Genomic DNA, 21,145 nt, shown 5'->3' with positions numbered 1-21,145 from the left:
AAGTATGGCTGAATATATCATTTCAATACTGCTGTTGATTGGTGGTTGTTTTGTATTGGTCGGGTCGATTGGCTTGGTAAAAATGCCCGACTTTTTTATGCGTTTACACGGGCCTACAAAAGCAACGACGTTGGGTATGGCTAGTTTGTTGACTGCGGCAATGGTGTTTTTTAGTACCACTGGCGAAGGTTTAAGTGTAAAGGAAATATTGATTTCAATTTTCTTGCTACTTACAGCGCCTATTAGTGGCTATATGCTGATCAAGTCAGCTATCCACCATAAGCTCGACAGCATAGAACGTACCACCGGAAAAGATAATATTGAAGACGACGTCTAGTCTTTAATTTCAGTTAAAAAGCGAGGATCTAAGCCTCGCTTTTTTTATATCCGTTGTGCATGATTTATTTCTTATCATTGTGTCTTTGTAGTAAATAACTACCATTCTCCATTTTTGTATCTTAAACTCTTGCTATGCTTGAAATAATTTATTATTTTCAGTTACGAATTGTACTTATATATGGTGTTAAGGTGAACAATGAAGCATATTTCTATTCGCAGTAAGTTACTGGTTTTTGTCGGAGTATTAGTTACAGTAATGGTCTCAGCCTTGACTGTTTTTACTTGGTTGCACCTAAAAGAAGAAAATAACTCCCAGAACAAACGTGTTCAAGAAGTTCTATTTAATGAAATACGGCAAAACTTGACTGCTCAAAGCCAGTTCTATGGGCAGAAAGTTGCTGGCTTTATCAATGAAGCTTATCGCATCCCATATACGTTTGCGGGTGTACTCAATAGCACCAGTGCCGAAAAGCCGTTAACACGGGAGAGTGTGCAGCTTGCCATCTCTGGTGCGCTAGCACAGAATAAGCTTGTGTCATCCATGTATGCACAATTTGAAAGAAATGGCTATGACGGGTTAGATGATCAGTATAGTACTGGAGCCTCTCATTCAGTCGTAGGTGCCGGGACATTTGAACTCTATTTTACACAAGATGCATCAGGTATAGCACAGCAACAAGTTGCGTCAGCAAGTGATAAATACTTAGACAAACGAAATGAGTTTGGGCTACGTGAAGCCGAGTGGTACTTATGTGCAAGAGATAAAAATGCTCCCTGTATTATGGAACCTTATTTATATGAGGTGAGTTCAGGTACACAAACAATGATGACGTCATTAACTGTACCAGTAAACAGTGGTGGGGCATTTAAAGGGCTTGTTGGGGTAGATGTTAACCTGCCGATTTTTCAAGAACTTGTCGATGAGCTTTCTCGTTCTTTATATAATGGCCAAGCAAAGGTGACTTTATTAAGTGAATTAGGGCTTGTGGTTGGTTCTAGCCACTACCAAAAGCTAGCAAGGCCATTGAGCGAATCAATTAATAAAACCCGAGCCAACAATTTAAAAGTGTTACACCGTAATCAAGGTTTTTCTGAATTCGAAGAGGATATTGCCGTCGCGGTTGCCATTGATATTCCACTGGCAAGCACAACTTGGTCGTTAGTCATTGAATTACCTAAAGCGGTAGTATTAAGTAATGCCAATTTACTGGCACAAGAGCTTGAAGAATCAACGGATGCATTGGGTCGTCGGATGATGTTCGTGGGCCTCGTGATCGCGGGAATTGGCGTGTTTATTACGGTTATTTTAGTGAATACCGTTATTAGGCCATTGACCCATATTCAACATAGAGTAGAAAATTTAGCTTCAAGTGAAGGAGATTTGACTCATGAACTCGAGGTAAGTGAACACGCTGAATTGATTGCACTGGGTAGAGGGTTTAATGCCTTTACCAATAAACTGCGCAATATGATTGATGATTTAAAATTACTGGCTGAGCAATCTTACCAGCAATCATTTTCGACCACTGAAGTGGCAATCAACATTAAAAATAAAGTCGCAAACCAACATATTGAAATAGACAGTGTGGTTACCGCCATTAATGAGCTCAGTGCCACAGCGGCTGAGGTTGCACGTTCGTCTGAACAAGCTGCAAGTAGTACCAATGATGCCACAAAGCAAGTGCAAGAAAGTGAAGCCGGCATTATAAAAACAACTGAAACAGTCCATGAAATGGCCTCTCAAGTACTTGAAGCGAAACAAGCAATAAACAAGGTGGCGGAACGAAGTCGTGATATTTCAAAAATACTCGATGTGATTAGGGCCATTGCAGAGCAAACAAACTTGCTGGCATTAAATGCCGCTATTGAAGCCGCAAGAGCTGGCGAGCAAGGGCGTGGCTTTGCAGTCGTGGCTGATGAAGTCAGGGCACTTGCCTCAAAAACACAGGCATCAACCGACGATATCAGCAAATTGATTGATAACTTAACGTTTGAAGTGGGGAGCTCTGAGAAAATCATCGAAAGTTCGGTCGCGCATGGAGAGCAAGCGGTTGATTACTGTCAGCAGTCGTCTCAGGCAATGAGCACCATGGTCGCCGCATTGACCAGTATTTCTAATGAAGTAACGCAAATTGCCACAGCAGCAGAAGAGCAAAGCATGGTAACGGAAGAGATCAACACCAATACCACCAGTATTGCAGATGCAGCCGCTGAGCTATCGGAACTTGCTGATCAAGTTGAACAGGCCGCCAGCGTTATGACGGAAATTGTTGAACAAAAGCATACACAGTTAAATTTACTGAAAACAAAGTAGCATCCTTGCCACACCGTAACGGGCTGCATAGCAATATGCAGCCTTGCTTTATGTAGTGATGTAGAGATGTAGTAGGGCTGGTTATTTTTAAGTTCGCCGCGTAGCACTACGCAAACAAGCAGTGTAAGCACTTTTCTCGCTATTAATGCAGCCATATAGGCTAAGCGTTGTGGTGTGAGCTTTTTTTTGAAGGTAACATAACTGAGTAAGGTTTTTCCGTAAAACCTTGAGGCATGTTTAACGGGCTGACAGGTCCATGATGACAGTGCCTTTACATCAAATAGAGATGGTTAACGGTGCAGTAATTGCTTAAGTGTAGGCAATTACCGCCATTTATTATAAAGCGCCGGCTTCATCTCGACGGTTGTCTTTAGAAGAACAAATCATCATAGTCAGTAATGCACCACAGCTAACAGCCCACGCAATGTACACAAGCCCTTCAAAGTTGTCATAAATAAAGGTCCAAGATTTCAAGTCAAAAAGAACATAAGCCAAATGTTCTAATAGAATTAAAAAGTTGATTATCGCTATATAAATAAATACCCAATGAAATATACCATCAAAATGTGTCAACTCTATATTTTTTGAATGAGAGATTTTTCGAGAAAGCTGAACTCTAAAAATTAGTACTGAGGCGAGTACAAAACTAAATAATAAATTCGTACCATAAATGAGTAACCCTTGTAAAAATGCACTACTATCAGGAGTAATGCTATTTACTAGGCCTATTTCAAATACTGCTTGGTTTACTCCTGTAATGAGTAAAATAAACCCAGCAATATGCGCCATATTAATATTTTTTATGTAGATGGCATAGGCGAGACATATGGCTAATAACGACAAATGCAAAGGGGTGACAATACTATCATCCCAAAGTTGTATGTAGAAAACTGCAATTGAGGCAATACTGAACAAAATTAAGTGGGAAAGTTTCATTCTCTATCCTTATGAGTCATCACTAGTAACTATGAGTGCATTAATAAAGCGAGGCTCTAATGCCACTGCTCTAGGAACCTTAACGGGTACTGTTCCACCTGAAACAAAAGCACTCTCCTCACTCGAAAGAGTATATTTATCAGAATTTTTATGCAGTATGTCATTTTTCTTCATTAAAAAAATCATAGAGCTAAAAGTATTTAGTTTCTGGCTAGGTCTCATTGTTCTTCATCCTGTAAGCGTGAGGTTTTGGTACTATTCACTTGATCACGAATTTGTTTAATTTCGTTTAGCAGTGATCCTGAGTCTATCTTACAATATACAAGCCACATGAAAAGCTGTTTTGAACGAATATCACTTACACCAAGCTCATAATTAATGATGGTTTTTCTATCACAGTCGAGCTTTTTAGCCATTTTCTCTTGAGAAATGGCCGCATTTACTCTCATAGCCCGCAGATCATCTCCATTTATCACATCCTTATCCTTTTTATTAATAGATAGAAAAGAGGTGGTCTCCCACATTCTATGTCGACATGATATTTACAAATACAGGAAAAGTAAACATTGTGTTTACATTTCGTGCAGCTATAACGTTAAGTTAGAGTAAAAAAGTTCGTTTAATGATCATATAGGTGCTTTTAGCGCTGTTCAAAGCAGTCAGTTTTTAATACCTAAGTGGTTAGTAGATTTATGAAGCAAAAGAGCAATTAGGATAAAACCCTATATTAGGCCGATCAATAAGATTGATAAATCATCAAAATAACTGGCGTGAGCCTCAAAGCTGGAATCTACCGCAAACTTGGCTTAGAATAACTGTTAATTTATACAGTTATTCTATATTAAGACACACATGAAACTTTATATTGCTGAAAAACCATCGTTAGGCAGAGCGATAGCTGATGCATTGCCCAAGCCACATAAAAAGCAAGACGGCTTTATTGAAACCAGCGATGGCAGTATTGTTTCATGGTGTATTGGCCACTTACTTGAACAAGCGCAGCCGGACGACTACGACCCTAAGTATAAAAAATGGCAACATCAAGACTTACCTATCATACCAACTGAGTGGCAATTTAAAGCCAAGGCAAATACCAAAAAGCAGCTTGGTGTTCTTAAAAAGCTGATAAAAAAGGCACAGACGATTGTGCACGCGGGCGATCCGGATAGAGAAGGGCAGTTGCTTGTGGATGAAGTACTGCAATATGTCGGGCTATCTGAACGACAAAAACAAACGACGCAAAGGTTGCTGATTAGTGACTTAAATATTCAAGCGGTTAAAAAAGCGCTCAATACTCAGCAGTCGAATCAAAACTTTGTGCCGTTGAGTGTATCTGCCCTTGCCAGAGCCAGAGCTGATTGGTTATATGGTATGAACCTAACACGTGCTTATACTCTTGCAGGTCAAAAGTCAGGGTATCAAGGCGTGTTGTCTGTAGGGCGAGTACAAACGCCCGTACTTGGTTTAGTGGTGAGAAGAGATGCAGAAATTGCAGAGTTTGTATCAAAACCATTTTATGAGGTTTTTGCACATTTACAGACGCAAGATAAGAGCCGCTTCTGTGCCAAGTGGCAGCCCAGTGACGCGTGTGCGCCCTATATGGATGAAGAAAAACGTGTACTAGTCAAAGGGCTTGCTGAAAATGTGGCCGCGCGCATAAAAGATCAAGAAGGTGAAGTCACTGCGATTGAGAAAAAGCCTAAAAAGCAGCTTGCACCTTTACCGTATAACTTATCAGCATTACAAATAGATGCCAGTAAAGCGTTTGGTATGTCAGCTAAACAGGTGCTTGACGTGTGCCAAAGCCTATATGAAAAACACAAACTTATTACGTATCCTCGTTCTGATAACCGATATTTACCAGTGGCGCATTATAAAGAAAGAGAAGCGGTCGTGGCAGCAATGGTAAATAATAACGGGTGTGAGCAATCTAAAGTGGATGCAGCTAACCTGTCGTTGAAATCAAAATGCTGGAATGACAAAAAAGTCGCTGCACACCACGCCATTATCCCGACTAGTAAAAAGTTGAAGTCCGCGCAGCTTGGCCATCAAGAGCAACAAGTATACGGCCTGATCAGCAGACAATATTTAGCACAGTTTTACCCTGCGTTTAGCTATGATGAAACCAAAGCTGAAATTATGATAGTTGGTGGGTTGTTCATCGCGAAGGCAAAACAAGTTAATGAGATTGGTTTTAAAGTATTGTTTGGTAAAGCCCGTGATGATGAGGATAACTTATCTACTTATTTACCGCCTTTGGTAAAAGGGCAGCGTTTACATTGTCATGATGCCCAAATACAAGAAAAGCATACTCAGCCACCTCAGTATTATACCGATGCAACACTGTTGGCAGCGATGACGGGGATAAGTCGTTATGTAAAAGACAAAGACGTTAAAAAGATATTAAAAGAAACCGATGGCTTAGGCACAGAGGCCACACGTGCAGGTATTATCGAACTGCTATTTAAGCGTGGGTTTTTAGCTCGCAATGCCAAACAGATCAGATCGACAGAGCTAGGGCAAGCAATGATAGCCATGTTACCTGAATCACTCACGCTGCCTGATAGAACCGCGTTATGGGAGTCTCATCTTGCACAAATAGCCAATAAGGAATGTACTTATCAAATGTTTATGGACCCTTTATTGTCTCAACTGGGTGAATTTGTCAGTGATGCAAAGGTCGCAAATAACCCGAATTTGAAAGGGCTGTCTAAACCACGAACATTTAAGCGTAAAACTCGAAAGCGTACAAAGGCAAAAAGTTAAGCTTGTAAATAAGATTTTTGCCACTATATAAGAAGAAAATACATCACAGAAAGCAAATATGAGTAACCAAATTCAATTAACGCCTGAAAATATTCAACAGACATTGGGTGAGCAAAACCAAGAAAAACTAATACTGCTTACTTTCTTCAGCGGACAAAACCCTGATTGTGTTGCCCAAGCGTCAATTTTGACTAATCTAGCTGTGACTTATACCGACCATATTATTGTTGCGACGGTAGACTGCGATTTACAACAAGCATTAGCAGGTCAATTAGCGCAGCAAATAAACTTACAAGCTTTACCTACATTAGTCATGCTAAAAAATGGTGCGCCTGTAGAAATGCTGCCGGGTGCACAAACGGAAGAAGACATAAAAAAGGCGCTTGCCAACCATTTACCAAAGCCTGAGATGCTTTTGTTAGATCAAGCAAAGCAGGCACTGCAAAGTGATGACCAAAACAGTGCCTTTAATTTTGCAAAGCAAGCGTATGAAATAGACCCAACTAATTCGCGGGTTAAATTGGTATTGGCAGATATCTGCATTCAGATCCAGAAGCTAGATGACGGTCAAGCATTGCTTGATAGCATTTTAGAAGAAGAGCGTGATGCATATTACCAAAACTTAGTGGCTAAACTAGCACAAGCACTGCAAGCGCAAGAGTCTCCTGAAATCCAAACTCTGAGCAAAGCGTTAGAAGCAGAACCTGATAATAACGACATTAAAGTAGAGCTAGCCTCACTATTTAATGATACGGGCAAAAAAGAGCAAGCGCTTGAGTTGCTGTTTAGTGTACTAAGAAAAGATTTAAACTTTGGTGACGCTAAAAAACAGTATTTAGATATAGTCGTTTCTTTACCTGATGGTGATGCGCTGGCGGCAACCTACCGCAGGAAATTGTATAGCTTGTTATATTAGTCGTAACATGAGTTCAGATATAAAAGCCGTTAATGAGAATTAACGGCTTTTTTGCTTTTTATGTTTGCGTATTGCTAAATATAGACAATACTTAACTTCCCTCGCAAGAAAAGTAGCTAGAAATATGACGTTACTGTTACTTTTTCTGTCTTTTTTGAGGTGTTTGGTATGCTTTTTAAGCGAAGTGCATGTTTTTGTAATTTTATTGAAATAAACGCTTGCGCTTTTTCTGCATCTCCCTATAATGCGACCCCACTGACACGGAGCAACACGCTGAAAAGCAAATTGAAACGAGTTAGCGTCAAGTAAAACTTAAATTTAAAAACTTTTAACTTTAAGTGTTGACAAAAAAATAGGAAAGCGTAAAGTTCGCAGCCCTAGCGAGATAAAGCAAAGCGCTTAATCTTCGCAATGTTCTTTAAAAATATGAAGCAATCATCTGTGTGGGCACTCGTACAGATTGAGTTCTAACAGCGAATCTTCTTTCTTAGATTGAAGCAACGCAAAAAATTTAGAGTCTCAATTGAACTGAGTGACCATAAGCTATTAATAGATTCAGCCTTGAGCTGGTTTTAATTTACTTTTTTAAAAGTAAAAATAATAGTGCACAGTCAATTCGTTCTTGGCAACAAGAACAAAATCAGAATTCAATGAGCACGAAACTTCGGTTTCAACAAAACTTTTAATTGAAGAGTTTGATCATGGCTCAGATTGAACGCTGGCGGCAGGCCTAACACATGCAAGTCGAGCGGTAACAGAGATAGCTTGCTATCTGCTGACGAGCGGCGGACGGGTGAGTAATGCTTGGGAATATGCCTTTTGGTGGGGGACAACAGTTGGAAACGACTGCTAATACCGCATAACGTCTACGGACCAAAGTGGGGGACCTTCGGGCCTCACGCCAAGAGATTAGCCCAAGTGGGATTAGCTAGTTGGTAAGGTAATGGCTTACCAAGGCAACGATCCCTAGCTGGTTTGAGAGGATGATCAGCCACACTGGAACTGAGACACGGTCCAGACTCCTACGGGAGGCAGCAGTGGGGAATATTGCACAATGGGCGCAAGCCTGATGCAGCCATGCCGCGTGTGTGAAGAAGGCCTTCGGGTTGTAAAGCACTTTCAGTCAGGAGGAAAGGTTAGTAGTTAATAGCTGCTAGCTGTGACGTTACTGACAGAAGAAGCACCGGCTAACTCCGTGCCAGCAGCCGCGGTAATACGGAGGGTGCGAGCGTTAATCGGAATTACTGGGCGTAAAGCGTACGCAGGCGGTTTGTTAAGCGAGATGTGAAAGCCCCGGGCTCAACCTGGGAACTGCATTTCGAACTGGCAGACTAGAGTGTGATAGAGGGTGGTAGAATTTCAGGTGTAGCGGTGAAATGCGTAGAGATCTGAAGGAATACCGATGGCGAAGGCAGCCACCTGGGTCAACACTGACGCTCATGTACGAAAGCGTGGGGAGCAAACGGGATTAGATACCCCGGTAGTCCACGCCGTAAACGATGTCTACTAGAAGCTGGGGTCTTCGGACAACTTTTTCAAAGCTAACGCATTAAGTAGACCGCCTGGGGAGTACGGCCGCAAGGTTAAAACTCAAATGAATTGACGGGGGCCCGCACAAGCGGTGGAGCATGTGGTTTAATTCGATGCAACGCGAAGAACCTTACCTACACTTGACATACAGAGAACTTACTAGAGATAGTTTGGTGCCTTCGGGAACTCTGATACAGGTGCTGCATGGCTGTCGTCAGCTCGTGTTGTGAGATGTTGGGTTAAGTCCCGCAACGAGCGCAACCCCTATCCTTAGTTGCCAGCACATAATGGTGGGAACTCTAAGGAGACTGCCGGTGATAAACCGGAGGAAGGTGGGGACGACGTCAAGTCATCATGGCCCTTACGTGTAGGGCTACACACGTGCTACAATGGCGCATACAGAGTGCTGCGAGCCTGCGAAGGTTAGCGAATCACTTAAAGTGCGTCGTAGTCCGGATTGGAGTCTGCAACTCGACTCCATGAAGTCGGAATCGCTAGTAATCGCGGATCAGAATGCCGCGGTGAATACGTTCCCGGGCCTTGTACACACCGCCCGTCACACCATGGGAGTGGGTTGCTCCAGAAGTAGGTAGCTTAACCTTAGGGAGGGCGCTTACCACGGAGTGATTCATGACTGGGGTGAAGTCGTAACAAGGTAGCCCTAGGGGAACCTGGGGCTGGATCACCTCCTTATACGATTTAGAACTTATTTGTTCGTAGTGTCCACACAGATGATTGTTAGTTAGTTTTATCCTAAGGGATTAACTAATTAATATTGCTCTTTAAAAATTTGGAAAAGCTGATAAATAAATTCTTATAGATATTCGTATCTATAAAGAGTTTTCAAAAGTAAAACAATGCCAATTAATCATTGATTAATTAGCATCTACTTTAGTATTCAATATTAACTTCTGGCGAAGTTTAAACTGTCTTTGACGATACAAACCATTTTGGGTTGTATGGTTAAGTGACTAAGCGTATACGGTGGATGCCTTGGCAGTTGGAGGCGATGAAGGACGTACTAACTTGCGATAAGCCTAGTTGAGCCAGTAAGAGGCGCTTGAGACTAGGATTTCCGAATGGGGAAACCCACCTGCTTTGCAGGTATCATATGGTGAATACATAGCCATATGAGGCGAACGCGGAGAACTGAAACATCTAAGTACCCGTAGGAAAAGAAATCAACCGAGATTCCGAAAGTAGCGGCGAGCGAAATCGGAACAGCCCTTAAGCTGTTTTGTAATTAGTGGAAGGCTCTGGAAAGTGCCACGATACAGGGTGATAGTCCCGTACACAAAAATTTATAAGCAGTGAAATCGAGTAGGTCGGAGCACGTGAAACTTTGACTGAATATAGGTGGACCATCATCTAAGGCTAAATACTCCCAACTGACCGATAGTGAACCAGTACCGTGAGGGAAAGGCGAAAAGAACCCCTGTGAGGGGAGTGAAATAGAACCTGAAACCGTATACGTACAAGCAGTAGGAGCATACTAGTTATGTGACTGCGTACCTTTTGTATAATGGGTCAGCGACTTATATTCTGTAGCGAGGTTAACCGATTAGGGTAGCCGTAGCGAAAGCGAGTCTTAACTGGGCGCTTAGTTGCAGGGTATAGACCCGAAACCCGGTGATCTAGCCATGGGCAGGTTGAAGGTTGAGTAACATCAACTGGAGGACCGAACCCACTAACGTTGAAAAGTTAGGGGATGACCTGTGGCTAGGAGTGAAAGGCTAATCAAACCGGGAGATAGCTGGTTCTCCCCGAAATCTATTTAGGTAGAGCCTCGGACGAATACTTACGGGGGTAGAGCACTGTTAAGGCTAGGGGGTCATCCCGACTTACCAACCCTTTGCAAACTCCGAATACCGTAAAGTACTATCCGGGAGACACACGGTGGGTGCTAACGTCCATCGTGAAGAGGGAAACAACCCAGACCGCCAGCTAAGGTCCCAAAGTATATGTTAAGTGGGAAACGATGTGGGAAGGCTAAAACAGCTAGGAGGTTGGCTTAGAAGCAGCCACCCTTTAAAGAAAGCGTAATAGCTCACTAGTCGAGTCGGCCTGCGCGGAAGATGTAACGGGGCTAAACATATCACCGAAGCTGCGGATTCAATCATTAGATTGAGTGGTAGGGGAGCGTTCTGTAAGCGGTTGAAGGTGTACCGGGAGGTATGCTGGACGTATCAGAAGTGCGAATGCTGACATGAGTAACGATAATGCGGGTGAAAAACCCGCACGCCGGAAGACCAAGGGTTCCTATCCCATGTTAATCAGGGTAGGGTAAGTCGACCCCTAAGGCGAGGCTGAAGAGCGTAGTCGATGGGAAACGGGTTAATATTCCCGTACTTGGAATAATTGCGATGGGGGGACGGAGCAGGCTAAGCAAGCATGGCGTTGGTTGTCCATGTGAAAGTGAGTAGGCTAATGACTTAGGTAAATCCGGGTCGTTGTTAGGCTGAGACACGAGACGAGCTACTACGGTAGTGAAGTTGCTGATGCCTTACTTCCAGGAAAAGCCTCTAAGCTTCAGATTATTTCGAATCGTACCCCAAACCGACACAGGTGGTCAGGTAGAGAATACTAAGGCGCTTGAGAGAACTCGGGTGAAGGAACTAGGCAAAATTGTACCGTAACTTCGGGAGAAGGTACGCTCTTGATTGTGATGGGATTTACTCCTTAAGCGATTGAGAGCCGCAGTGACCAGGTGGCTGGGACTGTTTATTAAAAACACAGCACTGTGCAAAATCGTAAGATGACGTATACGGTGTGACACCTGCCCGGTGCCGGAAGGTTAATTGATGGGGTTAGACTTAGGTCGAAGCTCTTGATCGAAGCCCCGGTAAACGGCGGCCGTAACTATAACGGTCCTAAGGTAGCGAAATTCCTTGTCGGGTAAGTTCCGACCTGCACGAATGGTGTAACCATGGCCACGCTGTCTCCACCCGAGACTCAGTGAAATTGAAATCGCAGTGAAGATGCTGTGTACCCGCGGCTAGACGGAAAGACCCCGTGAACCTTTACTACAGCTTGGCACTGAACATTGAACCTACATGTGTAGGATAGGTGGGAGACTTTGAAGCACAGTCGCTAGATTGTGTGGAGTCAACCTTGAAATACCACCCTTGTAGTTTTGATGTTCTAACGTAGGTCCCTGATCGGGATTGCGGACAGTGCCTGGTGGGTAGTTTGACTGGGGCGGTCTCCTCCCAAAGAGTAACGGAGGAGCACGAAGGTTGGCTAAGTACGGTCGGACATCGTACGGTTAGTGTAATGGTAGAAGCCAGCTTAACTGCGAGACAGACACGTCGAGCAGGTACGAAAGTAGGTCATAGTGATCCGGTGGTTCTGAATGGAAGGGCCATCGCTCAACGGATAAAAGGTACTCCGGGGATAACAGGCTGATACCGCCCAAGAGTTCATATCGACGGCGGTGTTTGGCACCTCGATGTCGGCTCATCACATCCTGGGGCTGAAGTCGGTCCCAAGGGTATGGCTGTTCGCCATTTAAAGTGGTACGCGAGCTGGGTTTAGAACGTCGTGAGACAGTTCGGTCCCTATCTGCCGTGGGCGTTTGAGAATTGAGAGGGGTTGCTCCTAGTACGAGAGGACCGGAGTGAACGAACCGCTGGTGTTCGGGTTGTCATGCCAATGGCATTGCCCGGTAGCTACGTTCGGAACTGATAAGCGCTGAAAGCATCTAAGCGCGAAGCAGGCCTCGAGATGAGTTCTCACTAGAGCTATAAGCTCTCTGAAGGGCCGTTGGAGACTACAACGTTGATAGGCTGGGTGTGGAAGCATAGTGATATGTTAAGCTAACCAGTACTAATTACCCGTGAGGCTTAACCATACAACGCCAAAGTGGTTTAAGCGACAGAAGTTAGTGTTACTAAAGTAGCGTTTTACAAGAATTAGTAAGATTGATTAATATTTATCAGAATTCCAGATTTAGTTGGCTTGCGGTAGCGAGTTAACACACCAAATTTGCTTGGTGACAATAGCGTTTTGGACCCACCTGACCCCATGCCGAACTCAGAAGTGAAACGAAACAGCGTCGATGATAGTGTGGCAGTTGCCATGTGAAAGTAGAACATTGCCAGGCATTAAATTAGAGAAACCCGTTGCAGAGATGCGACGGGTTTTTTGTATTTTGGGTTTAGGAAAAGGAGTTGGGGAAAGCTGCTTAGGGAAAAGGGTTAGAGAAAGCTTCGAATAAAACCCTATGGACCCTGAAACCAGTTCAGGGAGACGAAGTTTTGTATTTAGAGGCGATGTTTTGATTTCCCTCACATTCACACCTTTGTCTTCCTGACGAAGGTCAGGATTCAAAACACTCATGCTACCGTTGTTATTTTCACATATTTCTGTATTTATAAAAGGCAGTGAGAAACCATGGACCCTGAAACTAGTTCAGGGAGACGAAAGGTTATACCGAGGGGCCATACCGAGGGATGTATTGAACTCACACCGTTCTCTTCCTGACGTAGGTCAGGATCCAGAGCAGTCACCCTTACCATCGTTATTTTTACATATTTCTGTATTCCTAAAAGGCGGTGAGAAACTATGGACCCTGAAACCAGTTCAGGGAGACGGAGTTTTGTATCTAGAGGCGGCGTTTTGATTTCGCCTAGACCGTTGTCTTCCTGACGCAGGTCAGGACCCATAACACTCATGCTTGCTGTTGTGATTGGTACACTTTTTTCACTGCTTAAAGGTAGTCAAAACCATGGACCCTGAAACCAGTTCAGGGAGACGGAGTTTTGTATTTAGAGGCGGTGTTTTGATTTCGCCCACACCGTTGTCTTCCTGACGAGGGTCAGGATCCAGAGCAAGCACGCTTATCTACTTTACTATTCCAATACTTTTCTGTACTCATACCATTGTCTTCCTGACGCAGATCAGGATCCATAACGCTCATGCTTGCCGTTGTTATTTTTACACATTTTTGTACTCCTAAAAGGAAGTGAAAACCATGGACCCTGAAACTAGTTCAGGGAGACGGAGTTTTAACTTAGGGTGAGTGCCATTTAGTCAAAAGGCTGCTTTGTAAAGTCGTTATTTATTGCTTTAAAAACATATTTTCACTTATCGATACTCGTATAAAATGCATTTTCTGGGGTAAATGTTGTCGTTTGAAGTATGGATTGGCCAATAACATCATACTTTGTTTGCTCCCCTTCAGATTGCAACGCTTGTTGAGATTCATCGACCATATTTTGACTGCCCAATATATGACTCAATGTTAATGCTCCATCGAGGCAGACTTCTCCATAATCTTGATTAACATGGAAGTTATTTAACGCAGCTGCTTGTTCTGCTGGCGTTAATGTTGCCGCTATATCCAGCATTGTCTTACCCTCTGAATCGACAAGGCTGATATGTGAAGATTGAGACCTTTCAAACATAATATTAAGGGAAGATGTCGCAATGGTGTGTCTGTACTCCCAAGGCAGAATACAATTATCAAAACGTTGTAAGAAATGCCTAAAGTATCCACCTTTGTCTGCAGCTAAGACTGGTTCGATATGACCTTGAGCTGTAATACTTTGACTGTTCAAATACCAAGGTCTGAGGCGCTTCATTAAATGATTACGACCAAAGTTAAGGCGTTCACATAGCGGATCAGGTAAGACGGAGTACGTGATCCCTTGTTGAGCTGCGAGTTTTATACTCATTTGCATTTGTGATTCATTAAACCAGTGGCTAAGTGCATATATACGGTTTATGCCATGAGATTTAAGCTGCTCTATATCATACATCGTCAGGGGGATAGCAAGTACCATCCACAACTGATAATGAGAGTGCGAAAGGGGGAGTCTACTTAATACGTCGTTCAATAGATTCGGTTGTGCACCCGAACACAGTGTTAATGTTTCTGCGGCACTGTTTATGCTCATAGCTTGTCGCCAGCCTGGACGGTTGACTAATGTTGCAGCGCGGGTAAATAAGCGCTGACAAATCAACATTTGCGTTTGGTTTAAAGCTGTTTCCTTCATAATTTCGCCTGTTCAGGTTTTTTCGGCCTTATTGGACCTACTTTTCAATTTCATGACAATTTTAAAAAAGTCAGCCTATATTTACCCTGTTAAAACTGACAGGGCTGTGATTGGAAGAACAGCGATTGTTGTATTTTATCAGGCACGGTTAAATATGACACACACCAAGGAACAACGGGAATATCACTTATGACAGAGTTAAACTTTAGGTCTTTAAGCAGTGCAACAAGAGTACTTGTTGCTTATAGCGATGACGTACTTTCAGAAAGCTTATTGAATGAGCTTGAATTTGCTGGAGTAACGGTTGATTATGCAGGAAATTTTTTGACTGCAATGCACTTGTTGTCTGAACATGTGTTCGATTATATTTTTGTCTCAGATAAATTAATAGGCGGAACTGGGACTAAATTAGTGACCCAAGTACGCTCTCATTTACCTCGAAAGTTAGTGATTTTTTATAGTTATTCACACAAGCTTAACTTAGATGAGCGACTCAACTTATACCGCCAAGGCGTAGACGACGTATATTGTGAATTAACGCCCGTTAGAGAGCAGTTAGCAAAACTTAATGCGATAGCGAGCAGAACTCAAAGTGATGAACATAGCATTTTGACTCTTGGCCCATTGAGACTTGATATAAAAAATCGTCAAGTATTACGTGATGGTCAAGAAGTAAAGCTGACTCAAACTGGTTTTCAAATATTAAAAAAATTATTAAAAAGTTCACCGAACGTTGTTGCAAAGCAAGAGCTTGAATGGGACCTATGGCGAGATGAGCCCCCGACAACAGATGTCTTGCGTTCTCACATGTATCATTTAAGAAGGCAGCTAGATAAGCCGTTTGGATTTCCGCTTATCCATACTATTCATGGACATGGTTTTAAACTGTTGCAGCAAGCGCATTAATTACAACGAAGAGTTTCCCTGGAATCCAATCTGCCCGATTGGAGCGAGTGATTAAACCACTCGGCAAAAAGAGCATGTTATCCATGCTCTTTTTTTATGTGTTTCTTAAGAGAAGTTATGTGATTGATAGGTAACCTTTGAGATTAAGTCTTGATCAACCTCAATACCAAAGCCTGCATTTTCCTTCAATAGTGACATCGGGAGTTTACCAGCATGAGCGAACATGACACTTGGATGTGTAATATCTTGTTCCAGTAAGTATGTACCAAATGCTCCTTCATAAAACCGGCACTTTGGTAGAAGTTGTGCAAGAGTATGCCCTGCGGCTGTGAGAATCGCGGTTTCACCAACTTGCGCGCCAATTTGGCAATCAATGTTATGCGCTTGTGCTATTTTTGCAATTGCTAAACACGCTGAGATGCCGCCAAGCTTCGATACTCTTAAATTAAATACTGTTGCGCCAGCATTTTCAGCAAACCAAAGTGCATCGTCATAATGACACAGTGATTCATCTATACATATGTCCATAGTGCCTTTAAGCTTCAAGACTAATTCTGGATATGCCGCTTTTAATTCAACGGGCATGGGCTGCTCACAACAAACAACCCCTTTGTCAGCGAATTTTTTAAGTGCATCAATGGCTTGGTTTAAATCCCAGGCACCATTGGCGTCTAAACGTATTTCAATATCACCTGAATTAGCACTGCGAATTTTATCTATCAGTGCTAACTCAGCGTCTAGGTCTGTGCCGACTTTAACCTTAAATTGTGTTAACGATAGCTTGTCATAGACACTTTGATATTGCTTAAATGCTTCATGGGAGCCCAATGAGTAAGTGCCGCTATAACGAATATCAGGCATTGCGTGGGTAGTGGTATCTGAGCTAAATAGCTTATAAACCGACGACCGTGTCGATTTTGCAAATGCATCAATAAGCGCTAATTCAGTAATAGCCAAAACACATGTTTGACGGTTATTTATGTTATGTACTTCAAAGAATGAGTGGAGCCACTGTTTGAGCTCACCGAAACTTGAAAACGATTTATTTAATAGTGCAGGTAGAACTATATCTGACAGAGCAGAGATGACACTTTGGTGTGTTTCCCCCGTGACATAGTCACGAGGAAGACATTCACCATAGCCAATCTGACCGTCGCTTAATTCAACTTCTAAAATAATGCCTTGAACCTCTTTACGAGTATGTAACGCATGCTTAAAGCTGACTTTAAATGGAATATGTGTCTCACGAAGGCGACAGGCTATAATTTTCATTGCTCGATATACTCCAATACTTCTTGTTCATCGATGTCTCGCTCATTTAGAAAGTCATGGATATCTAAGACGGCTTGCTCCATATCACTGCTGAAACTAATGAAATGTTTATTGTCCAAGGCACGATAAAACTTTGCTACAGCATTTTCTGGTGAGCGGTTAATGTATGCAAGGGTTTTAGTGTTATTCATCATGGTGTCTTGTTCAGCAAGTAAGTAGAACCTTGGGTAGTTGCTAAGCGGATCATTATTCATTGCTTCTCTACTTAAATTATATTGGCCTATGCCAACGACTGCATAATAAAAGCTTTGCGTTACCTCTCTTAAAGAACGCTGATCATGACGGATAGACCACAAATAAATCGGATCTTGTGTGAAGTAGTTACCCCCTTGGTCGCCTTCTGTTTCTGGAATGCTTGAAGGAAAGTAGTCGTATGGTTGTTTCGTTACAAACTCGTCTAACGTGAAGGGTAAAGGTAAATCAACGAATAAACCAGGGGTCGTAAATACGGCCTGTGACACATTGCTTGGGGCGTATTGGTTCATATATGCGGTGACAATATGTGCACCAAAACTGTTACCCCAAATTGTAATCGAATTTTCAGGTATATCTTGGTGAGCAAGCGTTACGACTTGGTCAAGTGTCCATGTCCATGTTTTCCAGTTATTTATATGGCCTGGCTGTATTACAGGTTGAGTTGTATTGTTCAGATCCGTGTGCAAGGTGATCCCGCCTGATGACCGGCCTGAGCCGATACGGTCAAAAGCATAAACGGTGTAACCCAATACTGATAAATACTCAGCTGTATAATTAAACCAGTCTTTATGTGATTGAAAACCATGGTTGTATATAATGGTTTGTCCATTACTACGCCATGGCGTCCACTTTGTGTATGAAATGTCATACATTAAAGGGCGTTGAGCTTGTTCAGAAAGTTCAATGTCATTTAATTTTAACGTATGTTCTTGCCCTGTTAAATTTAACAAATCAAATGGTGAGTAAAAGCTTGGCGCATAACTAGTGCTACTTTCACCCTGCATAAAACGATTATTTGCTAATGGGTCATTGTTCACTGGCGCAGCATTCACATGCGCGGCCGCTGTAATAGATAATCCTAAAATAAGTGCGCTGAGTTGTGTTGTTATGATTTTCATGCTGCTGATTCCTTAATGCTTAAGCTTTGGTAAATGGTTTCTACTGTGAATGAGGCTAAAAGGTTTTTGTCCATACTAAGTGGGACCGTTTTGAATTGTGCTTCACGAACTCCCCCGGCAATTCGTGCGCGTTTAAATTTTTCGAGTGCCCCAAATGATAGGCTGTGTACAGCTGCAGGCTGAAGACGCAAAGACTCTCGCTTAGTTTTATATTCTAGATTGAGTTTTTGTAAATGAAGCTCAAATGCATCGGCAAATTCGGCATGCTCTTGCGTGCTATACCCTGGTTCAAATTCGGCATAGAGTTTATATTGATTGCTTTGTAAATCGGCATGACAATGATAAAAGTTAACCTGAATTTGGCAGTCAAACTCAGCCTGTTTAACGGCGCCTATAACTTGCTTTTCATATATTTTCTCACCCGTTATATTGGTGATCCCTTTGCCTTTTTGTACAAAAACAATTTTCGGCGTATTGCCAACAAAACCAGTAACCTGAACTATGTCATTGATATTGTAACGATATAAACCAGCCTTATTGGTAAAGAATAAGTAGTATTGGCTGCCGAGTTCAATTTCGTCAGCGAGGTATGTTTTGGGGTTTGCATTATCAATTTCATCAGTACGGATAAACTCAAAGAAATTGTCTTCGATGGTAAGTACACCGTCGCCTCTATTTAAGTCTAGGGGAACTGAACCTCGTATTTCTGAAGCCAAATATCCCAAGTCTTTGATATTTACTTTGCCATACCATGCCTGCATTTTGTCAATAAAGGTGGCAGAGTTACCGCCGGTCCAGGTTGCAACTACTTCTAAGTCTGGCCAGTAGTGGATTGGACGAAGTTTATGCTCCTCATCTTGTTCAATGCATTGCTCTAGGTAGTTGGCGCGTTCAGGATTCGGAGTTAACCTATCTTCAACCAGTTTCCTGATGGCTTCAGGCAGTACTAATGTCTTATCGAGGATCCCGAGTCTAATATCATTTATTAAACGTTCTTTCATGTCATCGGCTTTGTTGCAAAGCAGACTTAGAGTTGATGGGTTGGTTGAGGAGACTAAACTCACGTTATTGTCGGCTAAACCAAGCAGTAAAATACAGTAGTAGCGGGCGTCATAATCTGCTATTTCGTATACTTCATAGGGGATTGAATATTTTGCTTTTATTGCCGGATCTAAATCTTTGACGTATTGCCCAGAGGTCGATCCAAACGGTGTGCCATCGGGTGCATATCCCTCGACTGCGGGTGAGACGATAACGACCCAGTTACCTTGCATTGCTTCAGGTGAATTACAGGCTAATGAATAAGACCATAACATTGCTGAGCCTTTATGAGCCCCAGAGCGTTGCTCCGTTGTAACTGGAATATATTTGGGCTCTCCAGTTGAGCCGCTTGTTGTCGCGTAATAGCAAGGGTTGCCACTGACTAATTGATCCGGTATCCCTTGCAAGTGCTTTTCCATATAGGGATACAGTGAATCATAGTCTTGAAGAGGCACTTGGTTACGATAATTATCATACGTGACAACGTCATCAAAGTTATGATCAGTACCGAATTGAGTGTGGCCATGTTTTTGTAAAATTGAGCGCAGTAAATCCAGTTGCGTTTGTCTACAGTTATGTGCACCAGACATAAACGCATTCATCAGTTCCTGACCTTGGGCCATGAATTGAGCCGCAGCATCATTGGGTGTGTTTGTTTTCATCCTAATTCATCCTTATAAGTTAGTTATTAATAGGTCAGGTTTAGCTGGCGCATGCAAATTGGTTAATCTCAGATAATGCATCGCTGAGCTTGGTATTGATGTATTCGAATAACGCGTCTGGGTGCTGGTTTAAATAAAAGTGTTCTCCTTCTATATCGAATTGATTGAGTTGCTTAAGCGGCAGTTGTCGCCATGCGTTTATTTGCGTATCTGAGACTAACTTGTCCTGTGTTGCTGCAATGATCTCTAATGGTTGTGTTATGGCATCTGCTTGACCACTGTATGAAAACTGCTCTAACAAGTGATAGTCCGCACGAATAATGGGTAAAACACTTTGCATAAGCTCAGTATTTTTTAGTACTTCTTCTGGCGTGCCTCCGAGCGCACGAAGTTCATTGATGAGCGCAGGCTCTGGCAAATGGGCACGGCGTTTTAAAATACTCAGTTGCGGCGCCGGTCTGGCAGATATAAATGTGCCTAGGGTGCTGACTCCTCTTTGATTCAATGCTGCGGTCACCAAAAACGCTAATAAGCCTCCCATGCTGTGGCCAAATATTGCAAAGGGCTTTGGGTAGTTCACAAGCTGTTCGACGATTGGGTTAACTAAATCGGCTACCTGCTCAGGGAACCCTTCACGGCTTCTGCTAGGACGCCCTGGCATTTTTAGGGCTGCGACGTCAAAGTGTGAATTTATTTTGTCGCACCATTTTGTATAGTTATGCTCATTGCCTCCAACAAAGGGAAAGCAAAATAATGTCGCGTCAGCATTGATGTCAGAGCCAAAGTACTCAAACCAGCGACGATGTTGTCGAGAGTGAAGAGAGTTAGTCATGTTAGCTCCCATGTACCAAGACACAGCAAGCCTTTGCTGTTGCACAGATTTCCCCTTCAGTATCAACAAGCTGACCTTCTGAGAAACCATGGGTCTTTGTCATTGACGATACTTTGCCAATCGCTTTTAGCGGCGTGTGAGGGGGAATTGCTCTGATGTAATTTAACGTTAAACTGACGGTACCGACGGTCGCGTTTGATCCTTGTAATGTTTGAATTGCAAGGGCAGTGACAGAATCCAGCATTGTGGCGGCATAACCTCCATGCACTGTGCCATTTGCGTTTAAGTGGGCGTCTGTAGGGGTTACCGTCACAGAGACTTCACCAGGAAGAGCACGTCCATCACTGAATGGGAAATAATCGATAATACTTGCTTTATTTACGTCACTGTTGAGCATATGGTTAACGAGATTTAGACCAGTCATAGCTATATCCTTTATTTTATTTTATTTTGTATTGTTATTAAGTGATTTGGGTAGGGC

13 protein-coding genes and 3 rRNA genes are annotated in these 21,145 nt (G+C 42.7%); 8 read left to right on the top strand and 8 right to left on the bottom strand.

Annotated features, from left to right (window positions below):
• Positions 1-4 precede the first annotated feature (4 nt).
• A complete protein-coding gene (locus tag PCIT_RS07105) occupies positions 5-337 on the top strand; it encodes a Na+/H+ antiporter subunit G (RefSeq protein ID WP_010365914.1) in 333 nt (110 codons plus the stop codon).
• A 198-nt stretch (positions 338-535) separates the two neighbouring features.
• Complete coding sequence (locus tag PCIT_RS07100; protein ID WP_010365915.1) at positions 536-2,653, top strand: methyl-accepting chemotaxis protein; 2,118 nt, start codon at positions 536-538, stop codon at positions 2,651-2,653.
• Positions 2,654-2,989: 336 nt separating this feature from the next.
• Here PCIT_RS07100 and PCIT_RS07095 read toward each other — a convergent pair whose 3' ends face one another.
• Entirely contained in the window at positions 2,990-3,589 is a 600-nt protein-coding gene (locus tag PCIT_RS07095) for a hypothetical protein (RefSeq protein ID WP_010365916.1), read from the bottom strand.
• A gap of 218 nt (positions 3,590-3,807) precedes the next feature.
• The gene (locus tag PCIT_RS07090; protein ID WP_010365919.1) at positions 3,808-4,065 is read right to left on the bottom strand and encodes a helix-turn-helix domain-containing protein; all 258 of its coding nucleotides are present in this window, start codon (positions 4,063-4,065) and stop codon (positions 3,808-3,810) included.
• A gap of 376 nt (positions 4,066-4,441) precedes the next feature.
• On the opposite strand from PCIT_RS07090, the gene PCIT_RS07085 reads away from it, so the two are divergent.
• The 5 genes from PCIT_RS07085 to rrf all read left to right on the top strand — a co-directional run bounded on the left by PCIT_RS07085 (position 4,442) and on the right by rrf (position 12,903).
• The gene (locus PCIT_RS07085) at positions 4,442-6,355 is read left to right on the top strand and encodes a DNA topoisomerase III (RefSeq protein ID WP_010365922.1); all 1,914 of its coding nucleotides are present in this window, start codon (positions 4,442-4,444) and stop codon (positions 6,353-6,355) included.
• Between the two features lie 58 nt (positions 6,356-6,413).
• Positions 6,414-7,271: a tetratricopeptide repeat protein gene (locus PCIT_RS07080; RefSeq protein ID WP_010365924.1), complete on the top strand. Its 858-nt coding sequence runs from the start codon at positions 6,414-6,416 to the stop codon at positions 7,269-7,271.
• Between the two features lie 683 nt (positions 7,272-7,954).
• Positions 7,955-9,494, top strand: a 16S ribosomal RNA gene (locus PCIT_RS07075).
• A gap of 268 nt (positions 9,495-9,762) precedes the next feature.
• Positions 9,763-12,651 (top strand): 23S ribosomal RNA (locus PCIT_RS07070).
• 137 nt (positions 12,652-12,788) lie between these two features.
• Positions 12,789-12,903, top strand: a 5S ribosomal RNA gene (gene rrf / locus PCIT_RS07065).
• The 16S, 23S and 5S rRNA genes sit together here, the layout of an rRNA operon.
• Before the next feature lie 979 nt (positions 12,904-13,882).
• On the opposite strand, the gene PCIT_RS07060 is transcribed toward rrf, so the two are convergent.
• A complete protein-coding gene (locus PCIT_RS07060; RefSeq protein ID WP_010363497.1) occupies positions 13,883-14,797 on the bottom strand; it encodes a hypothetical protein in 915 nt (304 codons plus the stop codon).
• A gap of 189 nt (positions 14,798-14,986) precedes the next feature.
• Here PCIT_RS07060 and PCIT_RS07055 point away from each other — a divergent pair, with 189 nt between their 5' ends.
• Positions 14,987-15,703: a response regulator transcription factor gene (locus PCIT_RS07055; RefSeq protein WP_010363498.1), complete on the top strand. Its 717-nt coding sequence runs from the start codon at positions 14,987-14,989 to the stop codon at positions 15,701-15,703.
• Between the two features lie 105 nt (positions 15,704-15,808).
• Here the strand turns inward: PCIT_RS07055 and PCIT_RS07050 are convergent, their stop codons facing one another.
• Genes PCIT_RS07050 through PCIT_RS07030 form a run of 5 tightly spaced genes read right to left on the bottom strand, consistent with a single transcriptional unit; the run spans position 15,809 to position 21,088 of the window.
• The gene (locus PCIT_RS07050) at positions 15,809-16,975 is read right to left on the bottom strand and encodes a mandelate racemase/muconate lactonizing enzyme family protein (RefSeq protein ID WP_010363499.1); all 1,167 of its coding nucleotides are present in this window, start codon (positions 16,973-16,975) and stop codon (positions 15,809-15,811) included.
• Positions 16,972-18,129, bottom strand: coding sequence for an alpha/beta fold hydrolase (locus PCIT_RS07045; RefSeq protein ID WP_010363502.1), 1,158 nt, complete (start codon positions 18,127-18,129; stop codon positions 16,972-16,974). The genes PCIT_RS07050 and PCIT_RS07045 overlap by 4 nt, the downstream gene beginning before the upstream one ends.
• On the bottom strand, positions 18,126-19,832 hold the full coding sequence (locus PCIT_RS07040) for a GH3 auxin-responsive promoter family protein (protein WP_010363504.1): 1,707 nt from the start codon (positions 19,830-19,832) through the stop codon (positions 18,126-18,128). Before PCIT_RS07040 ends, PCIT_RS07045 begins: the two co-directional genes overlap by 4 nt.
• Before the next feature lie 40 nt (positions 19,833-19,872).
• Positions 19,873-20,664 carry a thioesterase II family protein gene (locus PCIT_RS07035; protein ID WP_010363505.1) on the bottom strand — a complete coding sequence of 264 codons (792 nt, stop codon included), beginning with the start codon at positions 20,662-20,664 and terminating at the stop codon, positions 19,873-19,875.
• A 1-nt stretch (position 20,665) separates the two neighbouring features.
• Entirely contained in the window at positions 20,666-21,088 is a 423-nt protein-coding gene (locus PCIT_RS07030; protein WP_010363507.1) for a PaaI family thioesterase, read from the bottom strand.
• Positions 21,089-21,145 lie beyond the last annotated feature (57 nt).

Source organism: Pseudoalteromonas citrea, from assembly GCF_000238375.3.
Classification (GTDB): Bacteria; Pseudomonadota; Gammaproteobacteria; order Enterobacterales; family Alteromonadaceae; genus Pseudoalteromonas; species Pseudoalteromonas citrea.
The sequence above is the reverse complement of the archived record's forward strand: the minus strand, read 5'-3'. Positions and strand labels throughout refer to the sequence as shown.

Excerpts from the sequence above, each read along its gene's own strand:
- PCIT_RS07105 (WP_010365914.1), top strand. The coding sequence starts at position 5 with ATGGCTGAATATATCATTTCAATACTGCTGTTGATTGGTGGTTGTTTT.
- PCIT_RS07100 (WP_010365915.1), top strand. The coding sequence starts at position 536 with ATGAAGCATATTTCTATTCGCAGTAAGTTACTGGTTTTTGTCGGAGTA.
- PCIT_RS07095 (WP_010365916.1), bottom strand. The coding sequence starts at position 3,589 with ATGAAACTTTCCCACTTAATTTTGTTCAGTATTGCCTCAATTGCAGTT.
- PCIT_RS07085 (WP_010365922.1), top strand. The coding sequence starts at position 4,442 with ATGAAACTTTATATTGCTGAAAAACCATCGTTAGGCAGAGCGATAGCT.
- PCIT_RS07080 (WP_010365924.1), top strand. The coding sequence starts at position 6,414 with ATGAGTAACCAAATTCAATTAACGCCTGAAAATATTCAACAGACATTG.
- PCIT_RS07060 (WP_010363497.1), bottom strand. The coding sequence starts at position 14,797 with ATGAAGGAAACAGCTTTAAACCAAACGCAAATGTTGATTTGTCAGCGC.
- PCIT_RS07055 (WP_010363498.1), top strand. The coding sequence starts at position 14,987 with ATGACAGAGTTAAACTTTAGGTCTTTAAGCAGTGCAACAAGAGTACTT.
- PCIT_RS07050 (WP_010363499.1), bottom strand. The coding sequence starts at position 16,975 with ATGAAAATTATAGCCTGTCGCCTTCGTGAGACACATATTCCATTTAAA.
- PCIT_RS07045 (WP_010363502.1), bottom strand. The coding sequence starts at position 18,129 with ATGAAAATCATAACAACACAACTCAGCGCACTTATTTTAGGATTATCT.
- PCIT_RS07040 (WP_010363504.1), bottom strand. The coding sequence starts at position 19,832 with ATGAAAACAAACACACCCAATGATGCTGCGGCTCAATTCATGGCCCAA.
- PCIT_RS07035 (WP_010363505.1), bottom strand. The coding sequence starts at position 20,664 with ATGACTAACTCTCTTCACTCTCGACAACATCGTCGCTGGTTTGAGTAC.
- PCIT_RS07030 (WP_010363507.1), bottom strand. The coding sequence starts at position 21,088 with ATGACTGGTCTAAATCTCGTTAACCATATGCTCAACAGTGACGTAAAT.